Here is a 24,173-nt window from a genome sequence, read left to right on the forward strand (position 1 = left end):
TAACGCTGCATACGTTAGAGTATTAATTTTAGCTCATTTTTAGCCGTTTTGATCTTAACAAGTTTATTTTGCGTATTTACGAAGTGATATAATTTTAATACTTGGTGGAATTTATTGATGCGATTTATTTTAATTTTATGGTTATCTTTCAGTGCTTACGCCAGTGGTAACGATATTAATAAACAGGCCAATGATAATTCAAATGGCAATAAGAAGGCTTATATGATTGATTTTTCAAAGCAAGAAAACGGACGCTGGCGAATAACCAATGATGGCGTTATGGGCGGCTTGTCAAACGGTGAAATGACATTTACTCAAGATCATGGCATTTTTAGCGGTAGCATCTCTCTGGATAATAATGGCGGCTTTAGTTCGGTTTTTCGTGCTGTCGATAATCTTCCACAATCTTATAAGAAACTTGTTATTAACACCGAAGGTGACGGGCAAGCCTATCAATTAAGGCTAATTATTTATGTAAATGGCTACCGATTAGCTTATAAACATGACTTTAAAACTGTCGCTAATAAGCGTGAAAATCATATCTTCGAGCTTGCAGACTTTAAAGCAACCTTTCGTGGAAGGGCTATACCCAATGCGCCTTTACTTAATTCAGAAGATATTAAAGAAGTCGGTTTTTTAATGACTAAAAAAGTCCCTGGGCAATTTGCATTATCGATATTTACACTGTCTTTCTTGAAACAATAACTTATACATTAAGGTAAAGATGAATAAAATTAACCCCAAAGCCCTCATCAATAGTAAGTGGACTAAAGTTGATATTACCAATAAAGAAAAACACTTTATTATCACTAAGGTGGAATTTGACGAAGAGCAAAAAGTAATTGCCTGTGTTATCGAAGCGGTGATGACTCATAATGAATACACCATAGATTGGCGTGATCTAAAAGTCAGTGACCAATGGCGAATCGGCTGGAAATAAATTTATAATTAAGTCACTTGCAGCCGATTTTAATGTTTGCTTATCGCTAAAGGTTAATAGGCTAACTGAACTTTTATAGTCATGTTATAAAATAAACTCCCTAATCGATTTTTTAATTAATTGACTTCTTTGAGTGTCGAAAGAATGTTTGTTTTGGCAAAGGTATAAGGTTTCACTGACCGGTATCTCCAATGTGTGTATTTTTATTAGGCTTTGCTCAGGGAAAGCGTTTACCGCATGCAGGGGTAATACGGTAAAACCTAATCCTTGACTAACGGGCAATAAAATCAAACTTATTTGATTAGAAAATCCTTTGTGCTTAAATTGGCTGGTATGTTCAAATTCAAGATAATTTTTACTCAATAACTGTTGTGCATGATGTTCTGAATCAGGGTGGCTGATAAAACCTATAGAAGTAAGCACTTGCCAGTTGATGCTTTTGACATCACTTGACGTCACTAAAACCAAAGGCTCAATGGCTATTTTTTTGTAGACTAACTGTGGGCTCTTATTTAACTCAGTGAGTATCCCCAGATCAATTTTTCGTTCAATTAAATTTTGTTCTATATTTTTATTGGGTGCAAAGGTGTAATCGATAATAAGCGCCGGATAGCGTTGCTGCATATCAAGCATCTTTGGGTATAGTTTTAAGCCGACACTGCCAGGTGTACTTATTTTAATGACACCGATAAAAGCATCATCTTGTTTAATTGAAGCTTCAATATCAGCAGATGTCTCTAATAAATCTTGCCCTTGTTGGCGTAATTTAATACCCGCATCGGTCAATGAGAAAGATTTACCCTCCCGCGTTAATAATAAAGTGTCCAATTGCGCTTCAAGTTTTTTTATATGCTGGCTTACCCCTGATTGCGTCATAAAAAGAATTTCTGCTGTTTGGGTAAAATGACCAACGTCAGCAAGCGTGCAAAATGTTTTTAACCAAATAAGATTTATCATAACAAAATGTACTCATTTCTATTGCAAATGATAATTTTATATACTTTATAAAGTTCAATATACTTTGTCTATCAAATTTAACGAGGTAGTAAAAATGAGTAAAGCATATCCAAGAACTTTTTCCCATATCGGTATTTCAGTCCCTAATTTAGAGGCTGCTGTTGAATTTTATACTGGCGTTTTAGGTTGGTATGAAATAATGAAACCGACAGAAATCATTGAAGATGATAGCCCCATTGGCGCTATGTGTACCGACGTATTTGGCGCTAATTGGGGTAAATTTAAAATAGCTCACATGTCGACAGGCGACCGCATCGGCGTTGAGCTATTCGAATTTGCTAATCAAGAAAATCCAGAAGACAACTTTGAATACTGGAAAACAGGCGTGTTTCATTTTTGTGTGCAAGATCCTAATCTTGAAGAACTGGTGGAAAAAATTGTCGAAGCGGGTGGTAAAAAGCGTATGGCAGAGCCACGTTACTACTATCCCGGTGAAAAGCCCTATCGTATGATTTACATGGAAGACCCTTTTGGTAATATTTTAGAAATATACAGCCACAGCTATGAATTAACCTATGCGGCTGGCGCTTACTAATTTAAAGTCATAGCTTATCAACACTGATGATTTAATAACCCAATAGAAAGTCATTTTCTCTTGGGTTATATCAAGATAACTTTAGCGCTTAATCCTGTCTCCTGTCTCTGCACTATGCAAGTTCATCCACTGAAAAAATATTGGCTAAATAAGGATTATGTCGCTAGCATAATGCCTATTGATAATTTTCTACTACAATTAAAATTTGTATAATATCATCAACAGTTAAGGTTTATTAGTGAGTAAAAAGCAACCATTACCCGTTACTTCACCGTCAAAGGATAATTTATCCGTAGACGTTAATATGTTAGCAGAAGTGTTAAATAACGTTGGCACTTGTATATTCACTAAAGATATTCATGGTTGCTATACCTATGTAAACCAGGCTGTACTTGATTTATTTAATGTTAACTCAACAGATATCATTGGCTTTGAAGATAGTCATTTCTTTGATTTAGCGTTATCTCAGCAACTAAAAGAAAATGATCGAAAGGTTATTAAAGAGGCTATAACCGTAGAAAATGAAGAAACAAACTTCATCAAATCTCTACAAGAAACCCGGATATATAAAACGGTTAAAAAACCCTTATTCGATGATGCTAACAATGTCATCGGTATTTGTGGTGTATCAATAGATATAACAGCAGAAAAAAAGCTCCAAAAAATAGTTAAAGCACAGAAAAAATTACTTCATGCGGTACTTGATAATGTTGATGCTTATATTTATATGAAAGATAGTGAGCGAACATTTAAATATGTAAACAGTAAAGTTGCTGAATTATTTGGTACGTCAGCAGAGAATATTATTGGTAAGAAAGACACTGAGGTTTTACCACTTGATGTTGCTGAGCATTTTAACCAATCTGATCAAAAAGTTTTTGATACGGGCGAAAAACAAACCATTGAAGAAACCTCAGCAGATGAACAAGGTAATGTACGCTACTATATTAGTACAAAAATTCCTTATCAAAACCAAGGTGAACTCCCAACGTTAATTGGATTTTCTACCGACGTCAGTGAATTGTATGCGCTAAAAGAAGAATTTAGAAAACAAGCGAATACCGATTCATTAACTAAGCTGTATAACCGCCGCTACTTTATTGATCATGCTGAACGAGAATTTCATCGTGCTAAAAGGCACCTTGGCATTCTATCCTTGATTGCCATTGATATTGACCACTTCAAAGATATCAATGATAGCTACGGCCATCCGATAGGGGATAATGTGCTAATGTCAGTGGCTCAATGTTTTCTTCCTTGTCTTCGACAAGAAGATATTTTAGCCCGCATTGGCGGTGAAGAATTTTCAATATTGCTCCCAGAAACTACATTGCAGTCAGCAAAGGTTGTCGCAGAGCGTATTCGACTTAATCAAAGTAATTTAATTATCAAAGGTGAGTGGCAGGGAGAAATTAAGATAACCGTTAGTATCGGTGTTACTTGTATAAGATTTGAAGATGATAACTTTGATGATTTCTTTACCCGCGCTGACCGAGCATTATATCAAGCGAAAGACTCAGGTCGTAATCAGGTTTTTTGTGGGTAAATATTTTTGCTCGAAATAATTCGATCAACGCCTTAAGATAAAAACTGACTATGAATTTCGCTATCAAATAAATTCTTAATCAGTAAGGCAAACTCTTTAATGAATGTTTTTTGCTCGTTAGTGACTTTATTGTTAACAACGCCAGAGAGAATCTCTTCTAAATCATAAACAATAGCATCAACTTCTCGAATAATAGTATTGCGCTGATTAAAAGACAACGCTTCGTTCTGGCTGCAAATACTGATAATTTGTTCACTTAATTCTTGTTCAATAACGGTCATAACGGTATCTGAATCAGCACTTACTGAGGGGGGATTTTCAAATAAACTGAAATGCTCAGTCAAGTATTCGATAATATGGATGTAACCTTCAGTATCTGTAACCATTAAAAATTTAACCTTTATAAAAGAATATACCATACCTCTTATATAGGCGTTTGATCAAGGTTGGTCACTGCTATTTTTTCGTTATTTATAAAAACAATTTAGATTGAAATATGTCTATTAATTAGTCTTCTTTAAAAAAAGATATGTTGTTGCAAACATTACTGCACGAACAAATAAATATTTATATAAATGTCAGGTGTTAACTATAGTGATAGTCAAGGGGGTATCTACAGATAACGTTTTATATATCTAGATATCTCAGTTATCAATTAAGTTTATTTCATGTGTTAACTGTCGTCGCGTCAAATTTTGGCTGCTTACTCATCGAAACAGAGGATTATTTTTATCCTCAACACGTTGACTAAAAATTAACGAAAGTCCCCCTTAAATTTTTAACGGGTCATGTAAATAAGGGGGATAATTCAAACATTGACATTATTTTTGGGATAGGTGAATAGTTATCTTTTTGATTCGCTCACTCACAGAGCTACAGTTAAATTGATTTGTATTATATAAAGCAGAACTCATTGCAGCCCCCTCAAGTGATTTATAGCTTAATTTGATAGCTGATATTTGAAATACTTCAATTAATACAGACATTTTGTATAAAATATTTTTACAAAAAAGTTATTAAAAAGCTTTTTTTTTGTTTGTAGCGTCTATAAATCGATACATATTTGGATGCGATTTGTTTAATAGATAGACTATTTCATTGGTTAACAGTTGGTTAGGTACTAATCAAAAAGTTCAAAAACATTTTTATAATAGGGGTTGTAATATTTCTATATTCAGGCAGAATTAATGGATATTGTTACGTAATTTAACAATTTGTTGAAGTATTCAAAGAATTTAAAACAATAAATATTTAAACTATAAGTCCAGAGAGAAACACTAATATGAAAAATTCTAATTTAAAGCGTAGCTTTAAACAATCAATTACTGCTGTAGCAGTAGCGATGTCATTGAGTGCAGCAATGCCTGCAATGGCAAATAACACAACAGGTTATATTACTGGTAGTTCTATTAGCCAAGGTGGTCAAGTTCTTGGTTCAGTTACAATTAAAATTGTAAACAAAGACACTGGTTTAACCCGTTCTGTTGTTTCTGATAGCGAAGGTTCTTTCCGCTTCCCGCTTCTTCCTCCTGGAATGTATGACATTACAGCAATGAAAGATGGCTTCCAAATTACAGCTCAAAAAGATGTTAAAGTTGGTATGGGTGGTAAAGTTAGCCTTAACATGACTTTAGCTGCTGATGATATTGAACGTATTGAAGTTACTGGTTCAGCTATTGCTATGGTTGATATCACAAGTTCAAGCACAGGTATCGTTGTTGATACTTTAACGCTTGATAGAGTACCTGTTGCACGTGATTTCACTGGTGTTGCTTTATTAGCACCGGGTACAACTAAAGGTGATTCTGCTTTTGGTAACAACCCATCTATTGGTGGTGCATCTGTAGCTGAAAATGCTTACTATGTGAATGGTCTTAACATTACTAACTTCCGTACAGGTGTTGGTTCTAGTCAACCACCATTTGAAATGTATGATACATTTGAAGTTAAAACTGGTGGTTACTCGGCTGAATTTGGTCGTGCTACTGGTGGTGTAATTAACGCAAAAACTAAAAGTGGTTCAAACGAATTTAAAGCTGGCGCGAATGTTTTCTACGAACCAGATGCTTTAAGAGAAGATAAACAATCACAAAGACGTGATGACGGTACTTTACGTATTGATAACACTGGCGATGAGAATGACTTCTATGAAGTTAACTTATGGGCAAGTGGCGCTATCATCGAAGATACTCTTTTCTATTACGCACTATACAGCCCGCGTAGCGATGAATTTGAATACAACGGTGGACAAGCTTCTACTCCAGAGGGTATTGCACAAAGTTTGTACACACAAAAAGATGATGATTCTTTTTGGGGTGCAAAAGTAGATTGGTATATTACTGAAAACAATATCCTTGAAATCTCAGCTTTCTCTGATCAAAGTACTACAACTACATTTAGAACTGATTATCTTGGTTCTACTCCCCAAGTACCAAAAGAAAGTTTTGAAGACAATGGTGGTTTGAACTACACAGCTAAATTAACGTCTATTATTACTGACGATTTTTCAGTATCAGTTCAATACGGTATCAATGAAACAGACCGTACAGCTGGTAGTGTTTTAGATGCTAACCCAGCAGTTTACCGTAACTTCACTAGAACAAGAGCGTTTGTTCCTGGTGGTAACTTTGCTAACTTTAGCATTGGTGAAGGTGATGATCAGCGTCAAGTTGTTCGTATCGATGCTGATTGGTACTTAGGTGATCATGAAATACGTTTTGGTGTTGATAAAGAATCATTAACGGCAAACCAACAAACAATTAACTCTGGTGGCGCTTACTACTTATACGTAATCGGTGAAGATGATACTACGATTGATTATGTACGTCACCGTACATACAGCAGCGGTGGTTCTTTTGAATCAGAAAACTTTGCATACTACATTCAAGATCAATGGCAAGCTACAGACGATCTAGTTATTAATGCTGGTATTCGTAATGATTCATTTGAAAACAAGAATGGTGTTGGTGAATCTTTCATTAAACTTGAAAACCAATGGGCATTACGTTTAGGCGCAGTATACGATGTTATGGGTGATGGCGAGTCTAAAATATGGGCAAGCTACGGTCGTTACTATCTTCCAATCGCTGCTAACACTAACATTCGTTTAGCCGGTGCTGAAACTTATATTCAAGATTACTACAACTACGACGGAATGAGCAGCGATGGGTTAGAAATTCCTAACCTAACTGGTGGTACTTACACTGGTCGTCCTCAAGATGTATTCTCAAACGGTGATGTTCCAGAAGCAGGCGCAATCGTTGATTCAAGCATCGACCCTATGTATTCAGATGAATTCATTGCCGGTTACCAGTTCCAGTTAAATGACGAATGGAGCATGGCAGTTCAAGGTACTTACCGTGAGCTAGCAACAACTATTGAAGATGTTGCAATCGATTTTGGTTTTAATGAATATGTTAATCGTGAATTTGGTTCAGCTTGTACTGAATGTACAGGTTTCCATTACTATGTATTAACTAATCCTGGTACAGATATCACTGTAACTACTGACCCTGATGATAATCAAAAAGATGCAAATGGTGATTACTTCAATGGTCCTTTGCCTAATCAAGCATACACTATTCCTGCAGGTGACTTAAACTACCCTGAAGCTATCCGTAAATATGCTGCTGTTGACGTAACTGTTAACAAAGAGTGGGATGGCAAATGGATGTTAACGGGTACTTACACTTGGTCTCATAGCTGGGGTAACAACGAAGGTTTAGTTCGTTCAGACAACGGTCAAGATGACGCTGGTTTAACAACTAACTTTGACCAACCTGGTTTATTAGATGGTGGTGATGGTAACTTACCAAATGACCGTCGTCATTCAGTTAAAGTATTTGGTTCTTACCAAGTTACTGATGACTTGAATATTGGTGCAAACTTCTCATGGCAAGCAGGTAAGCCAAGAAGTGCATTTGGTATTCACCCAACTGATATATTTGCTCAGGCATATGGTTCAGAGTCTTTCTACAAAGGCGGTCAATTAGCTAAACGTGGTTCAGAAGGTACAACAGATTCTCTTTGGAACCTTGATTTAACGGCTAGTTACGACATTGAATTTGAAGACTTTGACTTAAATCTTCGTGCAGATATTTTCAACGTATTTAACAATGATACAGCATCTGAATTCGACGAAATTTATGATGATGAATCTAGAACTGAGTTTAATGAAGACGGTTCAGGTAACTACTTCGTTAGCCCAACTTACGGTTTAGCACAGAACTGGCAGACTCCACGTTATGTTCGTTTAAGCGCTTCAATCCGCTTCTAAAAATTGATTAAACAATAATTTAGTTGTTAAAAAACCCGCTACTTAGCGGGTTTTTTTATGGTTAATATTTAACAAGCGATATTTATTGTTCACTGAACTAAAATGATTGGTGTATTTATATAAGGGTAAATGCCATACATTAAAAATTAGAGGACGTTAAATGAAACGATTATCTATAAATAGAAGAGAATAAAGAGTAAGGGTTGATCTCTTTCAGTCATCAGCGATGCTTTAAATACAACTGTGTTACCCGCTATTAATGCAGGAAAAATAGGACCGTTAGGTAAATGACCAGGGAAGTTGTAAGGACCAAAATGGCAACAACACCATGAGGCTTATGACGTATCATTGCTTTTGCACCAGGCATTGGGCTTTCAACAGTACCTGTTCGCTCATTGTTTGCTTTGACAGAAATCGCTATTTTACCCATCATCGCGCCAACTTCTGTAAGGGTTTCCCAAAGAGGCTTACTTGTTTCTTCTGTAATGGTTATTGCAAGATTTTTGTTTGTTTGTAGCGTCTATAAATCTATACATATTTGGATGCAGTTTGTGTAATAGATTGATTATTTCATTGGTTAACAGTTGGTTAGGTATTAAGAAAAAAGTTCAAAAACATTTTTGTAATAGGGGTTGTAATATTTCTATATTCAGGCAGAATTGATAGATATTGTTACCTAATGTAACAATTTGTTGAAATATTCAAAAACTTAAAATAATAAATATTTAAACTATAAGTCCAGAGAGAAACACTAATATGAAAAATTCTAATTTAAAGCGCAGTTTTAAACTTTCGCTAGCTGCAATAGCAGTAGGTGGATGTTTAGTTACATCACCAATAACATTTGCTGCAGAAGAAGAAGCAGAAGAAGTAATTGAAAAAATCCAAGTAACAGGTTCTCGTATCAAACGTGCAGATATGGAAACATCTAGCCCAGTTACAATAACAAGTGCTGAAGATATTAAAATAGCAGGTTTCACACGTGTAGAAGACTTGCTAAATAATTTACCACAAATAGAAGCTGCTTCTACCGCTTTCGAAGCTAACGGAGCATCTGGTCGAGGTACTCTTGATTTACGTGGTTTAGGTTCTAATCGTACATTAGTACTTGTAAATGGCCGCCGTATGCAACCTGGTGGTGGCAGTTCCGGTTCTGCTGATGTTAACTCAATTCCTTCGGCATTAATTAAGCGTGTTGAAGTAATGACTGGTGGTGGTTCATCTGTATATGGTTCAGATGCAATTGCTGGTGTTGTTAACTTTGTTATGGATAACGAATTTGAAGGTATTAAAGTAGACGTTAATGGAACGGGTTACCAACATAATAACGATAATAGTTACATGCAAGACTTAATGGACGATAAAAGTTTTGATTATCCTGAAGGCAGCAGTGGCATAGATGGCAAAACTTTTAGCTTAGATATCTCTGCTGGTTCAGAATTTGCTGACGGTAAAGGTCATGCTGTAGCATTTGCTACTTATAAGCAAACTAAAGAATTACGTCAATCTGCTCGTGATTATTCATCATGTGCTCTTCACAGTTCAGGTACAAGATGTAATGGTTCTTCTACTGCTGTAGTTCCTAACTTTTTCATCGCGCCAATTGGTCCTGATGGCTATGACTACTCTCAAGAACAATGGGTTAAGCTAACGCCAGACAATAGCTTCAGCGAAGATCGTAGTGACAACGTATATAACTATGCACCAATCAATCATTTCATGCGTCCAGATGAAAAGTTTACCTTTGGTACATTCTTAAACTATGAAATAAACGATACATTCCGTCCATACATGGAATTGATGTACATGCGTGACCAAACTAAAGCACAAATTGCTGAGTCTGGAACATTTTATGCTGATAACATCACTATGGATGTTTCTAATCCTCTAGTATCAGATGCACAACGTACTTACCTTGCTGATCAATTTGGTCTAGGTATGGATGACCAATTTGGTGCATACATTGGTAAACGTAACGTTGAAGGTGGTCCTCGTACTAGTATTATTCAACATGATTCATTCCGTATTGTTTTAGGTACCGCAGGTGATTTATCTGATAACTGGACTTATGATGCATCAATACAAGTTGGTTCAACTACAAATGCTACTATTTCTATCAACGATTTATCTCGCCCGAAAGTAATCGAAGCGGTTAGTGGTGATGGTACAGATTGTGCTAGCATTTCAGGCTGTGTGCCTTATGAAGTATTTACATACCAAGGTGTAACCCCAGAGCAGGCTAAAGGTTTAACATCTACAGCTATTAGTAGTTCTTTCTCAGATCAGTTTATCTTTAGTGCTTTTGCTACGGGTGACTTAGATTTAACTGTTCCTGGTGCTGATAGTCCAATTGCTGTAGTAGTTGGTACAGAATACCGTAAAGAAGAATTTGAATATGTACCAGATCAAATTGTTGCTGAAGGCGCATTAACAGGTATGGGTGGTCCATCTGATCCACTTCAGGGTAGTTTTTCAGTAAAAGAAATCTATGGTGAAGCAAATATTCCTTTAGTTGCTGATGCACCTATGATTGAATCATTAGTTCTTGAATTAGGTTACCGTTACTCTGATTACGATTTAACTGGTGGTCAATCTACTTATAAAGTAGCGCTTGACTGGACACCAATCGATGATTGGAAAGTTCGTGCTGGCTATAACCGTGCCGTACGTGCACCAAACATTGGTGAATTATTTGCTGTTCAAAGTATTGGCTTATGGAGTGGTACAGATAATTGTGCTGGAGCAACACCTGCGTTTAGTGCAGCACAATGTGCTAATACGGGTGTAACTGCTGATCAGTACGGAAATGTATCAGCAAGCCCTGCAAATCAATATAACTCTGTAACTGGTGGTAACAAAGAACTAAGTCCAGAAATTGCAGATACTTACACGTTTGGTATTGTTGGTCAAATTTCAGACGATATTGATTTCTCTATTGATTACTGGTCAATTGAAATTGAACAAGTTATTGGTGCTATCGGTGAAGAACTAACGATAGATCAATGTGCTACAACGGGTAATGCAGCTTTTTGTGATAACATTACACGTTCTCCTACAGGTAACCTTTGGCAGGGACAGGCTGGTTCTATTCAAGCGACCAGCATTAACTTAGCTAACCGTAAGTGGGAAGGCATTGATATTTCTACAGGCTACCGCACTGAAGCTTTAGGTGGTGATTTTAGTGTAACTATGATGTCAACATTTATGATGACTAAAGAATACACGCCATTACCAGGTGATGAAACGGCTACTTACGATTGTTCTGGTATGTTTAATAGTAATTGTTTCCCTCAACCAGAGTGGAGAAGCGTAGTTAATGCTAACTTCGACAAAGATGACTATGGTTTAAATGTTAAATTACGTTATTACGGCGAAGTTGAATACGATGAAACAGTTGATGAACTTTTAGTTGCAGATGGTGGTATTAGCGCACAAGCCTACCTTGATGTTGCTGGCCGTTATATGGTTAACGATAACATCACTGTACGTTTAGGTATTAATAACCTTCTTGATAAAGAAAGACCACTAACTGGTGGTGCTCTAGGTCAAGGCGCGTTTTACGATCAATTAGGTCGTTACTTACACGCAGGCGTATCATTTCAGTTTTAATTAAATCTGATTAACTAAAAAAGCGGCTACTGAAAAGTAAGCCGCTTTTTTTATATCACTTTCATAATAATTAAATTTTAAATAGACAAGAACATCAAAAATGAAATCAAAATCATCCGTTAGCTATGCGTTAAAGCTGTTAAATTCAAATAAATTAATAGAGGGGCGAAAAGTCTTAGATCAAATATTGTTAGACACTCCTACTAACATTGATGCCCATCAATTGATGGTTAAACTTGGATTTATTAGCAAAGATTTTAACTTAGCCGAAAAATACTTAACGGCATTAATTGAATTTCAGCCGATGTCTGAACATTATATTAAGCTATTAGTTGATCTTTATAGTCATCAAAACCGATGGAAAGATATCTCAGTTCTTCAGTTAGGATTAGCAAGGAAACAGCCAGAAAACGCCACGATACAATTTAATTGTGCTTATTATTTAAAGCTTTCTGGCGAATTTAATAATGCCATCACGTTTTATAAAAAAGCATTAGAATTAGGGATTGATGATGATTATGAAATTTACTTAAATATAGCAATAATTTATAGCGAACATTTATCAATGCCAGAAAGGGCAATTGAAATTCTGACTCTCGGCATAAATAAATATCCCGATCAAGATCTATTACTCTATAATTTAGGTAACATTTATGAGCAATTAGGAAATAAAGAACAAGCTAAGTCAATGTTTAAATTATCATTTTCTAAAAACCCTAAAAATTATGATGCACTTGCAAGACAAGCCGATATTTACAAATTTAAAACAAAAGATGATGACTTAATCAGTAAGATGGAGTCCGTATTTAAATCATCTACTGTTGATGCAATTGATAAAATAAATATTGCCTATGCACTCGGTAAGTCTTACGACGACTGTACCGAATATTCATTAGCATCTCAGTATTACCAGCTCGCTAATGAGTTTGATCAAAAAACTTTACCTCTATATGATCCTGTAAAATATGAGCAATATATAGACAATACAATTAATGTATTCAATAAAAATTGGTTCGATTCTTTTGAGGCTCCAACATTAACTTCTCTTAGTAAGCCCCCCATTTTTATTTGTGGCATGTTTCGATCTGGATCAACATTATGCGAGCAAATATTAGCCGCTCACTCTCATATTAGTAATGGTGGAGAGCAAGAGTTTTTTCATAGAAGTATGAGCTGCAATTATCCTAATTACCCTTTTAATACATCTGACCATTTTAGTGAAAACAAAAAACAATTACTTAAGGCATATGAAGATGAAATAAAAAAACATCACAAGACAGGTGTACAATTAACAGACAAACGGCCCGATAATTTTTTATACCTGGGCTTAATTAAAGCATTGATGCCAAACGCTAAAATCATTTGGACTCAACGTAATATGCTAGATAATTGTTTGTCGGTATATTTCCTTCGTTTAGGTAAATCCATGCCTTACTCAACAAAAATAGAAAATATAGTACATTTTTATAAACAACAAGAGAAATTAATGAATCATTGGAATTCATTATTTAGTGATGATATTCATCAGTTTATTTATGATGAGCTGATTAATTCTCCAGAAGAACACATTAGAGGTATGTTAAATTTTCTTGATTTACCGTGGCAGAATGAATGTTTACATTTTCATGAGGTGAAGAATCAAGTAAAAACAGCAAGTGTTTGGCAAGTTAGACAGCCACTATATAAAAGCTCTTCCCAACGCTGGAAAAATTATGAAACTATAATCGAAAAATTCATTTGATTTTTTAGTCATAGCCTTTATTGAACTAGAGCCAACATGAAAGGGAAAATAACAACTAACGTAGTTATCGTTTGGAGATGATTAAAAAAGTGATTGACTATAATTGATAATCAATCACACGTTATAAATGTTCAGGCTAGTTATTTTTTATTAAGCAGCGTTGGTGCTTTCAAATATCTTATCTGCAGAAGCTGCAACAAAACCAGCATATAGCTCGCCAGAATTTAATGGGTATCGCTTAGCAAATTCATAAAAACAGCTAGGGATCTCTGCTTCTCCATCTGAGAATTTAACAATAGCTTTATCTGCCATGGTCGACGATTGTTCAAGTTTAACGATTGAGTCGCCTTTGATTTCACCGCCAGTAGTGTTTAATAAAAACCCACCTGCTTTAACGGCGCTATTTACTTTTTCAATAGTCGAAAAGTTATCTAGGTGATTGATACTGACCGTAAAGTGGTTTGCACGGTAACCCCAAGCAGCCACCCAAGCAGCATATTCACTTTCTGCTAACAAAGTTTGGTACTCTGCTTTGCTTACTTGCCAATGCGTACCAGAATACAAGAAACTACTCTGGGCAACTTTCTCATCGTCTATAGCACTAACCATTTTTTCGATAATGTTTTGAACATTAACTGAAAATTCTTTGACGCGTAATTCACTGATAAAAACTTTTGGCAAGCTAGCATCACTGTGTTCAAAATGTTTTGCATTAAGTTTTTTGCTTGAAAAGTCATATTCACCAGAATATTTATAACCTAGCGCTATTAAGATAGCGGCTAATTTATCTAAATTTACCTTCGCACTATCAAAGGTTCGATAAGCAACATGATCGTTGATTAAATCGCCTCCTGAGCTAAGTAAGTGATGAATTTTATCGGCAGAAGGCGTAACTTCAATATAGTTTTGCCAAATGTTAGCGAACAAGTCAGTAACTTGCTGGTGTTGAATTGAATTAATATTTGTCATGTAAATATCCGTAGTAGGAGTTGGTAAAATTAGTGACTAATGAATAGTTAAAGAGAGGCGTTCATTTTAAAAGGATTTATGAGAATGCGAGTCACTACTAACTATTCAGGCTGAATGGCTAGATTTGATCTATATTCTTAAAAAAGCTGGGACGAAGCCCAGCTTTGATTATTAACTTATTAGCGTACATTGCTTTAGATGTGCCTAAATACTTAAGCCTGGGCTTAATGTTGCTGGTAATGACACTTTAGGTGCTTCAACAGAGGCTACTGGGTAAGCACAGTAATCAGCTGCATAGAATGCACTTGCTCTGTGATTACCACTTGCGCCAATACCACCAAATGGAGCCGCACTACTTGCGCCAGTAATTGGTTTATTCCAATTAACAATGCCTGCACGTATTCTACGGAAAAAGTGGTTATATAAATCTTCGCTGTCACTTAATAAGCCAGCAGATAAACCAAATGAAGTATTGTTTGCTTCATTGATCGCCGCGTCGAAATCTGTGTAACGGTATACTTTTAATAACGGACCAAAATGCTCATCATCGGGCATAGCTTTAACCGATGTTACATCAACAATACCCGGAGAAATAAAACCCGTACCTACTTCTAAATGCTTCATTTCAACTAATGATTGTGCACCTAAATCTAGTAACTGTTGCTGTGCAGCAACAAGACTTAACGCTGCTTTTTCAGAAATCATTGAACCGATAAAAGGTTGTTCTTCATCGTCAAAATAACCTATTTTAATCGCTTTCGTCGCTTCAATAAGCTTAGCGATAATAGCATCACCTTGTTCGCCTGCTTCAATAAATAAGCGTCTTGAACAGGTACAACGCTGTCCTGTAGTAACAAAGGCTGATTGAATAATATCATGCACTACCGCTTTAACATCGCTAATATCTTTAACGATTAGTGGGTTATTTCCACCCATTTCTAAAGCTAAGATTTTACCGGGTTGGCCGCCAAATTGTTCATGTAATAAATGGCCAGTATTTGAACTGCCGGTAAAAAACAAACCATCGATTTGTGGATGTGAAGCAAGCGCTTTGCCTGTTTCAACTTCACCTTGTACGAGATTTATGACACCGTTTGGTAAACCCGCTTGTAGCCAAAGTTTTAAGGTTTCTTCAGCAACTTTTGGTGTTAATTCACTTGGTTTAAATACAACCGTGTTACCCGCTATTAATGCAGGAACAATATGACCGTTAGGTAAATGACCAGGGAAGTTGTAAGGACCAAAAATGGCAACAACACCATGAGGCTTATGACGTATCATTGCTTTTGCGCCAGGCATTGGGTTTTCAACAGTACCCGTTCGCTCATTGTTTGCTTTGACAGAAATCGCTATTTTACCCATCATAGCGCCAACTTCTGTACGGGTTTCCCAAAGAGGCTTACCTGTTTCTTCTGCAATGGTTATTGCCAGATTTTCTTTGTTCTCGCCAAGAAGCACAGCAAATTTTTCAGCAATAGCAATACGTGCTTCTAGGCTCATGTCTGCCCATGACTCAAACGCCGCTCTCGCACTTTTTACCGCAATATCAACTTGTTCTTTAGAAGCAGACTTTCCCTGCCAAATAACTGTGTTTCTTGCTGGGTTTAACGAGCTAACATCGTGACCTAAACCTGCTTGCCACTGACCATTAATTAATTGTATTGCTTTTGACATTTTTCTGTCCTTATACTTTGCGACGTTACCAGGTGATATGAAAAACCCACCTAACGAACTAATTATTATTTCACTGCGCGTTGCTCAGTGAAATAAAATGATTGCTTAGAGAATCAAGGTTTACGTTAATTGCGAACTAAGCGTACAAAATCACCTTCATTTACATGCAGTGCTTTAGCGATATCGTCTGATATCAACACTTGTTCAGCAGTCGCTCTTAGCGATACCATTGCTTGAACAGCTCTAAAACCTGCAACTTTCGTGTTACAAATAATAAAATTAGCTTTATCATCTGTCTCACCAATAATGACTTGGTACTTGCCACTATTTCGAATTGTTTTTACTTTGGCTGTTTGTGCTTCAACCGTGGGGCCGCCATCAAAGATGTCAACGTATCCTCGGCGGGCAAAACCTTCGGCTTCTAATAATCGCAAGGCAGGTAATGTCTTAGGATGAACTTCGTTAATCACTTTTTGTGCATCTTTGCTTAATAAACTGACATAGATAGGATGCTTTGGCATTAACTCAGCGATAAACACTTTTTTACCAATACCGGTTAAGTAATCGGCTGTTGGAAAGTCCATCGAAAAGAAATGCTCTTCTAACCAATTCCAAAAAGGAGAACGTCCTTCTTCATCAGATATACCACGCATCTCAGCGATAACCCTGTCTGCAAAGCGTTCGTGATGTTCAGCCATAAACAAAAATCGACAACGAGACAGAAAACGGCCATTTTTATTTTTTCGGTGACTCTCACCCAAAAATAAAGTACAAATTTCAGATGCACCCGTGTAGTCATTACACAGTGACAATGTTTCTACGGTATTATAAATGCCTAACTCACGAGAGTTATGGACGACTTTACCTAAATGATAATGGTAAAAAGCATCTTCTAAACCTACAGCGGCTTCAATCCCACTTGTACCAACAACCTGACCCGTGTCAGTATCTTCCATTACAAACAGATAACCTTCGCTAGACGGGTGCGACACATCTTTATCGAAAGAATACTCAGAATGAGCGATACGTTGCTTTAATAAGCCTTCATTGACAGGTAGTGATGTAAAACCGTGTCCTGATTCTATCGCAATACGATGTAAAGAGTCATAATCGCTCGCTTGAATAGGGCGTATAATAATCATAGAAAGATCTCATTTTTTACAAAGAAAAATGAAATTGTGGTTATTTTAGAAAAATAACCACAATTTCAACGGTGTAATTGTTTTATTAACGTAATTTAACAATGACTATTTTGCTAGTTTAGCAACAGCTTTTTCAAAACGTGCTAAGCCTTCATCGATATCAGCATCTGGAATAACTAATGAAGGAGCAAAACGAATAATGTTTGCGCCAGCAACTAAGGTCATAACACCTTCTTCTAAAGCTGCGTTTAAAAAGTCTTTTGCTTTGCCATGATACTGCTCGGTTAGTACCGCACCAATTAACAAGCCTTTACCACGAATTTCTTTAAATACTTTATGCTTAGCATTAATTGCGTTTAAACCTGCAACGTAGCGTTTTGCTTTTTCTTTTACACCATTTAAAATTTCTGGCGTATTAACCGTATCAAATGCGGCTTCAGCTACAGCACAGGCTAATGGGTTACCACCATAAGTACTACCGTGAGTACCTATTTTAAGGTGTTTAGCAAGTTCAGTTGTTGTTATCATCGCGCCGATTGGAAAACCACCACCTAATGCTTTTGCGGTTGTTAAAATATCAGGTACAACATTTAGACCCATATAAGCATATAAGTCGCCAGTACGGCCAACACCTGTCTGTACTTCATCAAAGATTAGTAAAGCGTTATGTTGATCACAAAGTTCACGCACACCTTCAATGAACTCTTGTGTAGGAGAAACTAAACCGCCTTCACCTTGTAATGGTTCAATCATTATGGCACAAGTTTTATCAGACATAATTGCTTTTAGTGCTTCTAGGTCGTTGTAGTCAACGTGATCTATATCACCAGGCTTAGGGCCAAAACCATCTGAATAAGCTTTTTGTCCACCGACAGTAACGGTAAAGAAAGTACGGCCGTGAAAACCTTGATTAAATGCAATAATTTGTGTTTTGCCTGCGCCATGAACATCAAGTGCCCAGCGACGAGCTAATTTAAGGGCTGCTTCATTTGCTTCAGCGCCCGAGTTGGCAAAGTAAACTTTATCTGCAAAAGTATGATCAACCATTTTTTTAGCTAAACGTAAAGCGGGTTCATTCGTCATTACGTTTGATAAGTGCCAAATTTTATCAGCTTGGTCTTTTAATGCGCCAACCAATGCTGGGTGACAATGGCCTAAACAGTTAACCGCAATGCCGCCAGCAAAATCAATAAATTCACGGTCTTGTTGATCCCAAACACGAGAGCCTTTACCACGTACAGGGATTACCGTTGACGGCGCATAGTTAGGTACCATTACGTCATCGAATAATTTACGGTCTACAGGAAAATGGTTAGTCATTGTTCACACCTCAAGTTATTAAACACTGCTGTGCAGTGTATCTTGGCATTACCGCAAAATAGCTCAGCAGGTAAAAACCTTATATTAGTTTATTTTTCAGCAGACATAAAAATGATGAAGCTAAAAATTAGGCGCTAAGTATGACAGAGAAAACAAGTACTGTCTTGCTCAAAATGACTACAGACCTTATAAAACAAAGGCTTGCCATGTTTTATTCAGTATAGATGCATAACTATATAAAGAGACTTTTATAGGCTTACTAACGGAATTGCTCGTTAGGTAACGAACACAGTGGGTTATTAACAATAGGTAAACTTTTCATAATTAATCAAAAATTATTTAAAATTTAATTTTATGTGATCAATGTCGCTTTTCTTTAATAAATTGATCTCTTGTGGCGTGATTCGTACTGTTGTTAACAGTAACTTAGCTTCATCATTACTGATTAAATCATCTTTAGCTAAGCTTCTAAAAGCAACATACGCTTTTGCTTTGGTGACTATTTGCGCTAATGGGCACATTTTTTCTAATGTTTCTGTGTAGGCAAGATCAAATATAGCTTCGGTAATTTGCAAGCGGTCTAGACGCATCAACTCCACTAAATCTGCTGATATCTTGCTACTGCGTGTTATTAGCTGTTCGATTAATAAGTCTGGTGAAGCGTCAAAGGCAACTAATGTATCATGAAGTTTTTTATCTTTATTCTCGTAAGCAGCTTTTAATTCTGCGGTATGTAACTCACTGTAAGTGGTTAAAAAGCAGCGAGAAACAGCGATTAGTCCTAGGTGACTAAACATGCCAGCAGCAAAAGCCGAAAATTCATCCATACCTGCTTTTTTAGCCAATACGGAGGAAGACATGGCAACAGCCAAACTGTCATTCCAAAGTTTTCTTTTCATTAACGTGTAAGGAGCCGTGCTATTAGGTAACCAATGTTTGAGCATAAAGGTTGGCATGACTAATTTTAAATTGTCTAAGCCGATATAACTTAATGCTAAACTTGCGTCAGTAACTTGGACATCGGCCCGTTTACGATACTGTGGTTTATTGACCAGATTAATTAGCTCATTTGCTAACCAAGGTAATGATTTAGCTAAAGGAATAATACGATTAATCGAAGCGGCGCGCACTGACAGTATTTCCATAATACTGGGAATGGCATCTTCAATTTTTAATATTTTGTTGTAGAGATTTTCTTTGTTATCAAATTTTTTGTTTACTTCAGTGGTCACATGGGTAAAAAATTTAGTCATGACTTGCTCAGTAAAGAAACTTTCTCCGTGGGCCTGAATGATTTTATTTTTATTTGCTTCTTCTTCAACCGCAAGTAATTCTCTGCGGCGATTAGCTTGTTCGCTGTTTTGATGGACAGCAACAGACACTTTTCCACTTTGCTTTTCAGCAAAGCCTTTACTGATCATTAAGCTCATCGCTCTTTTATATATTGGGGCGACTAGGTCGTTGTTTTCAAATATCTGCATGAGCTAATAGGGTGTTTTCCAATAAAGTTGAACTTGAATAGTCTTTATCGGCGACATACACAAAAGTATGAATGATGACAAATGAGAGTGATCGCCTGACGCTAATTTTTTTGTTTTACTTGCAGTGAGTAATAAAGTTCTTCAGTAACATCATACCTTGTTCCGTTAAAATCGATTCAGGATGAAATTGTACACCGACAATAGGCAATGTTTTATGGGCTAAGGCCATAATTTCATTGTTTTTACCCTGTTCATCTTTGCTCCAAGCCGTTACTTCAAGGCAATCAGGTAAAGTGTCTTTATTAACAATTAATGAATGATAGCGGGTCACAGTTAAAGGGTTATTTAATTGATGGAATAAGCCACTTTCGTTATGTTTTATTCTACTTGTTTTCCCATGCATCACGACAAGTGCTTTTTCAATACTTGCACCAAAGTGTTGTGCAATACACTGATGACCTAAACAAACACCTAAAATTGGCACTTTACCGGCAAAGTGTTTAACTATCTCTAATGATAATCCCGCTTCATTTGGAGAACATGGACCTGGAGAAATAACAATATACTGGGGTGATAGTACCCTAATTTCAGCTAAAGTTATTCGGTCATTTCGTGCAACGACGACCTCTTGCCCTAATGCTTGGAAGTAATGTACTAAATTAAAAGTAAAAGAGTCGTAATTGTCGAGCATCAATAACAAAATAGTCCCTTGGGTAGGAAGATAATAAACGCGGCTATTCTAATCGCTCATCATTGACAATTCATTATATATTTCTACTTTGCTGCTTTGCTGTTGTTTTTGTTGGTTTTTTAATAACATAACAGACACCCCACATAAAAAAGGCTGATACTTACGTAACAGCCTTTAATTAAGATGATGTTCAAGCGTAAGTTTCTAGAACTTAGTTGCAACTTGTATCCATAGTTTGCTGGTATCCGTACTCAATTCATCAGCACTGTAACGGGCAAATTTTACCAGTAAGTCGTAATCCTTTTTAAAGGTATAGGCGGCGACAAGATCTAATTCTGTACCATAATCTATATTGCCTTCATTTGCCGCTAGGTCATGGAATGTTGCCGCTAACTTAACTCCGGCCAATTTTGTTTTAACGCTAATGTATGTATCTTCAACACCATTTGGCATGCCAGTACTGCTACCCGTATTTAAGAATTTGTCTGAAAAACCTTGGAATTTATGTAAGGTCGCAAAAGGTGTGCTAAATGCTGCTTTAGCGTTATCACTGCCTAAAACCTCAATGCCTGCTAGTAATGTAACTTGACCTAAGTCAGTCGCTATCTCAGCATTGTAGTAGTTAGCATTGTAATTTACGGCGTTATCACCGGCGTCGCTTTGTATTGCTGCACTTAAGTTAACACTTACCGCGCCAAATTTACCCTTGTAAAGTGCGCCGACGGTACTTGAAGACATTGCATGTGCTCTATCAAAGTCTAATACATAAGCAAATGCTGATATTTTGTGTCCGGTATTTATTTTGTAGGTAGCATTAGCAAAATGAAACGCACCAGAAAGATTGTCACCTTTTTTGTCATCGCCAAAAATGCGGTTTGCGTTATAGATGTAGCTGTAATCAAGGGAAAGTGCAGCGCTTGCGGTATATTCAATTCGGTAACCGTCATAGGTTTGTTCATTTTGACGCCAGCCAACACCACCAATAAAACGCTGGTTATTATGTAAAATACGTTGGCGACCTGCTGTTAATTTAACTTTTCCGCTACGGTATTGTAAAAAAGCCTGGTTAACATCGGTTATTTCAGGGTCAGCAACAACAGCATCACTGCCAGAGTAATCAAAGGTTAAGTCATTATAATCATCAACAATGGCGGTTACATTATCAACCTCAAGGCCTAGCGACCAGCTTTTATAATCGCCTGTTTGTAGGGTCAGACGAGACTTTACTGTTAACGCTGTTGCATCTTTATCTGTGGCGCCATTTGCGCCTTCTTCATCAACACCTTCATAACGGACGCGTAAACTCACCTTTACTTTACTGTCTGTAAGCGCTTTTTTAATACCTGAATTGAATGCCGCATCGTCTGCCATTGCAAAAGGCGCAGAAATAATAGAGCTGGCAATTAAAGCCAGTGATAATTTTGTTTTCGTAAATTTCATCATGTATATCCTATCTATTTTTATGTATGTGTCTTGCGGCTCAATACACGTTATTGCGACCAAACAAGGAGGCCACACACAGTGGAGTTATTTAATATGGTTAAGTTTTTATTTCTTGAGAATTCATTAAAGGGCTGATTTTGTCACTTTGTCAAAATGCAAAGTTTGATTTAAATCAAGTTGTGATTTTGTCTAATGATGCAGCTGTTTTATTGTTGATTTACATCAAACATCAGCGTGATACTGCTAGAGGGGATTAAAAGTAGAATCATAAAATGCTAGATATACAGCAGATAAAATATAGTAAAGAGGATTGAATTATCTCAGCGCTAAAGTAAAGCATATCTGCTTATCAAAGCTTGTTCAGACAAAGTGAGTTATAAAAAAAGGCGAGCCGTTAAAAAGTGAACGGTATCAACTGCAGCTCACTTTAGTCACGTTAGGCTATATGTATCGAAGGTTTATCGGGTATTATTCTTTTCAATAAGAGCAGTTGCTTATTATTTTTTTGCTAACACTAAGTCTGATTGTGGCACTGAGCTACAAGCTAAAACAAAGCCTTGCTCTTTCTCGTCGTCACTTAAACCGTCGTTAGCTAATTGTCTAACATCACCATCTATTAGTTTTATTTTACAACGACCACACATGCCACCACGACATGAATAGGGTAGTAGCATTCCTGCTGACTCACCTTGTTCTAAAATAGAGTCTTTTGTGTTACCAATAACGTTTTTGTTCCATGACTCAAAGTTTAAATTAACTTTTCCTTTACGCATTTTTTTTGGCTCCTTGTTAACACTGGTTTGTGCAGTCGTTTTTTTGTTAGCTGTTTTTTTTGTTGGTTTGGGTATAAATATAGGTGCAGTTTGCTTCTTTAAAATAACAATTTCATCACCTTGCTGAATACTCCCTTGATTAAGTGCAATTAAATTTTGCCCAAACATCACATCTCCACTAGCCACTTGTCGGTAGTTTATTAAGGTTGTTAGCGGTTCTTGCTGTGGATGATTTTCGGCATTGTTAGGGTTCACTGTAGTGAAAATGCAACGAGAACAAGGCTTGGTTACTTCAAATTCAACCTCGCCAATACGAATATGCTGCCAAGTGTCTTCGGCGTAGGCATCGCAGAGGTTAGCCACAATATTAGGCCTAAATTGTTTCATGGTAATCGCAGGGATTGATTGTTGAATTAGCCGGTTATTTAAATCATCGAGTGAGGCCTGAGAGGTAAGTAATAGTGGATAACCGTCAGCAAAAGCGATTTTTTTATGGCTTTTGCTAACTAAACGCTGTGATTTGTGACCAAAATAAAGAAGCTGGCAAGGTTTTTTTAGAAATTGGCTGAACCATAAGTCAAAATTTTCATGGCCATACTGTGCTTGTATATCATCTTGCCATACCGTTACTTTTTTATAGGTGGGTGACAATTCTTGATAAAGTACATGCAGCGCTGGCATATCTGGAGCGGTTAATATTAAGCCCTGTGCAGATAAATTAACCTTAATAAGGCAAAGTGTTGGTTCAGTGCGAGCGGTTATAAATTGGCCATTTTTATCTGTTATGACAAAACGGCGGTCAAGGCTCAAGCCCAAGTCATCAACCCAACTAGTCGATAATGAAATACCAGCAGCCGATTTAATTGGGTAAATATGAAGTGATTGTAGTGAAGGTGATCGCACGTCGCATCCTTTAATTTAGTATGGCTATGCATACTTACTAAATTAACAAGGCATTGCAATGCCTTTTTACTTTCTTATCAGGTATATTATCAGAGATTATTTTGATCTTATTT

The 24,173-nt window shown here is 36.7% G+C and carries 17 protein-coding genes and 1 pseudogene; 7 read left to right on the plus strand and 11 right to left on the minus strand.

What is annotated here, in order from left to right:
• The first annotated feature begins 117 nt into the window (after positions 1 to 117).
• Together A3Q34_RS12700 and A3Q34_RS12705 are read left to right on the plus strand one after the other, a co-directional pair.
• Positions 118 to 705 carry a CIA30 family protein gene (locus A3Q34_RS12700; protein ID WP_231907351.1) on the plus strand — a complete coding sequence of 196 codons (588 nt, stop codon included), beginning with the start codon at positions 118 to 120 and terminating at the stop codon, positions 703 to 705.
• A 19-nt stretch (positions 706 to 724) separates the two neighbouring features.
• Positions 725 to 940 carry a TIGR02450 family Trp-rich protein gene (locus tag A3Q34_RS12705; RefSeq protein ID WP_070375691.1) on the plus strand — a complete coding sequence of 72 codons (216 nt, stop codon included), beginning with the start codon at positions 725 to 727 and terminating at the stop codon, positions 938 to 940.
• A gap of 84 nt (positions 941 to 1,024) precedes the next feature.
• Here A3Q34_RS12705 and A3Q34_RS12710 read toward each other — a convergent pair whose 3' ends face one another.
• Entirely contained in the window at positions 1,025 to 1,897 is an 873-nt protein-coding gene (locus A3Q34_RS12710) for a LysR family transcriptional regulator (protein ID WP_083278005.1), read from the minus strand.
• Positions 1,898 to 1,991: 94 nt separating this feature from the next.
• Here A3Q34_RS12710 and A3Q34_RS12715 point away from each other — a divergent pair, with 94 nt between their 5' ends.
• Together A3Q34_RS12715 and A3Q34_RS12720 are read left to right on the plus strand one after the other, a co-directional pair.
• Entirely contained in the window at positions 1,992 to 2,492 is a 501-nt protein-coding gene (locus tag A3Q34_RS12715; RefSeq protein ID WP_070375692.1) for a lactoylglutathione lyase family protein, read from the plus strand.
• 238 nt (positions 2,493 to 2,730) lie between these two features.
• Positions 2,731 to 4,038 carry a sensor domain-containing diguanylate cyclase gene (locus tag A3Q34_RS12720; protein WP_231907352.1) on the plus strand — a complete coding sequence of 436 codons (1,308 nt, stop codon included), beginning with the start codon at positions 2,731 to 2,733 and terminating at the stop codon, positions 4,036 to 4,038.
• Between the two features lie 32 nt (positions 4,039 to 4,070).
• On the opposite strand, the gene A3Q34_RS12725 is transcribed toward A3Q34_RS12720, so the two are convergent.
• Positions 4,071 to 4,424: a DUF3802 family protein gene (locus A3Q34_RS12725; RefSeq protein ID WP_070375693.1), complete on the minus strand. Its 354-nt coding sequence runs from the start codon at positions 4,422 to 4,424 to the stop codon at positions 4,071 to 4,073.
• Between the two features lie 896 nt (positions 4,425 to 5,320).
• Here A3Q34_RS12725 and A3Q34_RS12730 point away from each other — a divergent pair.
• Positions 5,321 to 8,314, plus strand: coding sequence for a TonB-dependent receptor (locus tag A3Q34_RS12730; RefSeq protein ID WP_070375694.1), 2,994 nt, complete (start codon positions 5,321 to 5,323; stop codon positions 8,312 to 8,314).
• Between the two features lie 215 nt (positions 8,315 to 8,529).
• Here the strand turns inward: A3Q34_RS12730 and A3Q34_RS20085 are convergent.
• Positions 8,530 to 8,831: pseudogene (locus A3Q34_RS20085) on the minus strand (aldehyde dehydrogenase family protein); the annotation flags it as partial.
• 239 nt (positions 8,832 to 9,070) lie between these two features.
• Between A3Q34_RS20085 and A3Q34_RS12735 the strand changes: the two are divergent.
• Entirely contained in the window at positions 9,071 to 11,923 is a 2,853-nt protein-coding gene (locus A3Q34_RS12735; RefSeq protein ID WP_070375695.1) for a TonB-dependent receptor domain-containing protein, read from the plus strand.
• A 100-nt stretch (positions 11,924 to 12,023) separates the two neighbouring features.
• Positions 12,024 to 13,664 carry a tetratricopeptide repeat-containing sulfotransferase family protein gene (locus tag A3Q34_RS12740; RefSeq protein WP_070375696.1) on the plus strand — a complete coding sequence of 547 codons (1,641 nt, stop codon included), beginning with the start codon at positions 12,024 to 12,026 and terminating at the stop codon, positions 13,662 to 13,664.
• Positions 13,665 to 13,814: 150 nt separating this feature from the next.
• Here A3Q34_RS12740 and A3Q34_RS12745 read toward each other — a convergent pair whose 3' ends face one another.
• From A3Q34_RS12745 to A3Q34_RS12780, 8 genes are all read right to left on the minus strand, one after another.
• Positions 13,815 to 14,633: a DUF1338 domain-containing protein gene (locus A3Q34_RS12745; RefSeq protein ID WP_070375697.1), complete on the minus strand. Its 819-nt coding sequence runs from the start codon at positions 14,631 to 14,633 to the stop codon at positions 13,815 to 13,817.
• Positions 14,634 to 14,837: 204 nt separating this feature from the next.
• The gene (gene astD, locus A3Q34_RS12750; RefSeq protein WP_070375698.1) at positions 14,838 to 16,307 is read right to left on the minus strand and encodes a succinylglutamate-semialdehyde dehydrogenase; all 1,470 of its coding nucleotides are present in this window, start codon (positions 16,305 to 16,307) and stop codon (positions 14,838 to 14,840) included.
• A 125-nt stretch (positions 16,308 to 16,432) separates the two neighbouring features.
• On the minus strand, positions 16,433 to 17,449 hold the full coding sequence (gene astA / locus A3Q34_RS12755; protein WP_070375699.1) for an arginine N-succinyltransferase: 1,017 nt from the start codon (positions 17,447 to 17,449) through the stop codon (positions 16,433 to 16,435).
• A 105-nt stretch (positions 17,450 to 17,554) separates the two neighbouring features.
• Positions 17,555 to 18,769 carry an aspartate aminotransferase family protein gene (locus A3Q34_RS12760; protein WP_070375700.1) on the minus strand — a complete coding sequence of 405 codons (1,215 nt, stop codon included), beginning with the start codon at positions 18,767 to 18,769 and terminating at the stop codon, positions 17,555 to 17,557.
• 335 nt (positions 18,770 to 19,104) lie between these two features.
• The gene (locus A3Q34_RS12765; protein ID WP_070375701.1) at positions 19,105 to 20,250 is read right to left on the minus strand and encodes an HDOD domain-containing protein; all 1,146 of its coding nucleotides are present in this window, start codon (positions 20,248 to 20,250) and stop codon (positions 19,105 to 19,107) included.
• 115 nt (positions 20,251 to 20,365) lie between these two features.
• Positions 20,366 to 20,950, minus strand: a complete 585-nt coding sequence (locus A3Q34_RS12770) for an anthranilate synthase component II (RefSeq protein WP_070375702.1) — start codon at positions 20,948 to 20,950, stop codon at positions 20,366 to 20,368.
• Positions 20,951 to 21,145: 195 nt separating this feature from the next.
• Entirely contained in the window at positions 21,146 to 22,384 is a 1,239-nt protein-coding gene (locus A3Q34_RS12775; RefSeq protein ID WP_231907353.1) for an alginate export family protein, read from the minus strand.
• Between the two features lie 497 nt (positions 22,385 to 22,881).
• Complete coding sequence (locus A3Q34_RS12780; RefSeq protein WP_070375704.1) at positions 22,882 to 24,060, minus strand: YcbX family protein; 1,179 nt, start codon at positions 24,058 to 24,060, stop codon at positions 22,882 to 22,884.
• Positions 24,061 to 24,173: the final 113 nt, after the last annotated feature.

Source organism: Colwellia sp. PAMC 20917 (assembly GCF_001767295.1).
Taxonomy (GTDB): domain Bacteria; phylum Pseudomonadota; class Gammaproteobacteria; order Enterobacterales; family Alteromonadaceae; genus Colwellia_A.

Coding starts and splice junctions, on each gene's coding strand:
- A3Q34_RS12700 (WP_231907351.1), top strand. CDS start 118: ATGCGATTTATTTTAATTTTATGGTTATCTTTCAGTGCTTACGCCAGT.
- A3Q34_RS12745 (WP_070375697.1), bottom strand. CDS start 14,633: ATGACAAATATTAATTCAATTCAACACCAGCAAGTTACTGACTTGTTC.
- A3Q34_RS12760 (WP_070375700.1), bottom strand. CDS start 18,769: ATGACTAACCATTTTCCTGTAGACCGTAAATTATTCGATGACGTAATG.
- A3Q34_RS12710 (WP_083278005.1), bottom strand. CDS start 1,897: ATGATAAATCTTATTTGGTTAAAAACATTTTGCACGCTTGCTGACGTT.
- astD (WP_070375698.1), bottom strand. CDS start 16,307: ATGTCAAAAGCAATACAATTAATTAATGGTCAGTGGCAAGCAGGTTTA.
- astA (WP_070375699.1), bottom strand. CDS start 17,449: ATGATTATTATACGCCCTATTCAAGCGAGCGATTATGACTCTTTACAT.
- A3Q34_RS12715 (WP_070375692.1), top strand. CDS start 1,992: ATGAGTAAAGCATATCCAAGAACTTTTTCCCATATCGGTATTTCAGTC.
- A3Q34_RS12740 (WP_070375696.1), top strand. CDS start 12,024: ATGAAATCAAAATCATCCGTTAGCTATGCGTTAAAGCTGTTAAATTCA.
- A3Q34_RS12705 (WP_070375691.1), top strand. CDS start 725: ATGAATAAAATTAACCCCAAAGCCCTCATCAATAGTAAGTGGACTAAA.
- A3Q34_RS12725 (WP_070375693.1), bottom strand. CDS start 4,424: ATGGTTACAGATACTGAAGGTTACATCCATATTATCGAATACTTGACT.
- A3Q34_RS12735 (WP_070375695.1), top strand. CDS start 9,071: ATGAAAAATTCTAATTTAAAGCGCAGTTTTAAACTTTCGCTAGCTGCA.
- A3Q34_RS12775 (WP_231907353.1), bottom strand. CDS start 22,384: ATGATGAAATTTACGAAAACAAAATTATCACTGGCTTTAATTGCCAGC.
- A3Q34_RS12765 (WP_070375701.1), bottom strand. CDS start 20,250: ATGCAGATATTTGAAAACAACGACCTAGTCGCCCCAATATATAAAAGA.
- A3Q34_RS12730 (WP_070375694.1), top strand. CDS start 5,321: ATGAAAAATTCTAATTTAAAGCGTAGCTTTAAACAATCAATTACTGCT.